This window comes from Pedobacter agri PB92, assembly GCF_000258495.1.
Classification (GTDB): Bacteria; Bacteroidota; Bacteroidia; order Sphingobacteriales; family Sphingobacteriaceae; genus Pedobacter; species Pedobacter agri.
On the sequence record NZ_AJLG01000317.1, the window covers coordinates 1 to 1,772 of the forward strand.

Genomic DNA, 1,772 nt, shown 5'->3' on the forward strand with positions numbered 1-1,772 from the left:
AGATATCTATTATGCTGCTCATCTGGATTCTGCAGGTTTAAACCAACAGGTTTTTGAAAAAGCACTTACCGGCTTTTATAACATGAAGTATTCCGGTATGCTACATTCCAAATCTATTTTAACCATTGCTGATTTCGATCAGGAAAGCAGCAAAAAACGTCTTTTTATTATCGATTTGGCGCAGAAAAAACTTATTTTAAATACCTGGGTGGCACATGGGCAAAATAGTGGTGGTGATAAACCTTCTTATTTTTCCAATACGCAGAATTCAAATCAAAGCAGTTTAGGTTTTTATCTAACCGGAGAAATTTATTATGGTAAACATGGTCGTTCGCTTAAATTAGACGGAATGGACCGAGGATTTAACAACAATGCGAGGGAACGGGCGATTGTTGTTCATGGTGCCGATTATGTTTGCCAGGAAACAATTAATCAACTTGGAAGATTGGGCCGAAGCCAGGGTTGCCCGGCAGTACCAACAAAACTGGCAAATAAAGTGATTGATGCCATTTCAGACCGCACTGTACTGTTTATTAACAACTCTGATCAGCAATACCATTCATCGTTTTTGAACGAAACACTCGCAGCCAGCTACGCTTTAAAACAAGAGGAAGTTTTGGCCGCTCAAATGGATTAATGTAGTTTGAGATTTGTATCACTTAAATTCCGGGGCAATATCTTGATAAAAAATCCTTTTAAGGGGGCCAAAGTATCCCAAACCCAACGGTTGGAGTCTTTGGCCTTTTCGCCACAATCCACTACTTCTGCCCTTTCCAGTAGCTTATTTACAAACTTATTAAGCGGCTTAAATTTCACCAGTCGGTTAAATTGCAAACCTAAATAATCACAGTAAACATGCACTAAAATTTCGACAATGAGCGATCGGTCTGTAATCTGTAATGGACGACCAAATTTCTGCAGGTAATCATCTTTAATGGTTTTTACCAATAAAGTAAACCTTTCACCTGCTTTACCATCCAAAAAGCGCCAAAGTTCTGCGTTGCCGTACACGCGTATGATACCCACATCTAAATGGACTTTGATAGTGCAATTTTCTAAATTGTAATGGCTATTCATTAAATTTTAGATTTTAAACTTGATTATTTGTTACTGAATAATGCAACCGTAACACTAAAACAGCGAAAATGTTTAATCATCAGGTGTTTAGTGTGTGAGTAAAATTTTGATTTTTGAATCAATATTTTGAGCATCTTTGAGGTTTTAAAATAAGCCCAATTCATGAAGATTGTTATTGCAGAAAAGCCTTCAGTTGGCCGCGAACTTGCTAAAGTTTTTGGCGCAACTACCAGAAAAGACGGATATATCGAAGGTAAAGGATATTCGTTTACCTGGGCATTTGGGCATTTATTGCAATTGGCACCTCCACAAGATTATGGTTTTATTGGCTGGAGAAAGCAGCACTTACCCATGTTGCCAGCTAAATTTAAATTGGCAGTTCGCAAAATCAAAACTAAAGACGGTTTTGTAGAAGATCCGGCAGTTAGAAAACAACTTGATACAATAAAAAGACTTTTCGATGAAGCTACAGAAATTATTGTGGCTACGGATGCCGGGCGTGAAGGCGAGCTGATTTTCAGATATATCTACTATTATCTGAAATGCAAAAAACCATTTAAAAGATTGTGGATTTCCTCACAAACTGATGAAGCTATAAAAGATGGTTTTAGGAATCTTAAGCCTGGCACCGATTACGATACGCTATTCAATTCCGCACATTGCCGATCTGAATCTGACTGGCTTAGTGTGTACGT

3 protein-coding genes are annotated in these 1,772 nt (G+C 37.9%); 2 read left to right on the plus strand and 1 reads right to left on the minus strand.

Annotated elements, in window-relative coordinates:
• The coding region (locus ON09_RS23565) for a murein L,D-transpeptidase catalytic domain family protein (RefSeq protein ID WP_010603529.1) at nucleotides 1-637 on the plus strand (637 nt) is incomplete at its 5' end.
• On the opposite strand, the gene ON09_RS23570 is transcribed toward ON09_RS23565, so the two are convergent.
• Complete coding sequence (locus tag ON09_RS23570) at nucleotides 634-1,077, minus strand: hypothetical protein (RefSeq protein WP_010603530.1); 444 nt, start codon at nucleotides 1,075-1,077, stop codon at nucleotides 634-636. The two genes, ON09_RS23565 and ON09_RS23570, sit on opposite strands and share 4 nt — an antisense overlap.
• Before the next feature lie 162 nt (nucleotides 1,078-1,239).
• Here ON09_RS23570 and ON09_RS23575 point away from each other — a divergent pair.
• The coding region (locus tag ON09_RS23575; RefSeq protein WP_010603531.1) for a toprim domain-containing protein at nucleotides 1,240-1,772 on the plus strand (533 nt) is incomplete at its 3' end.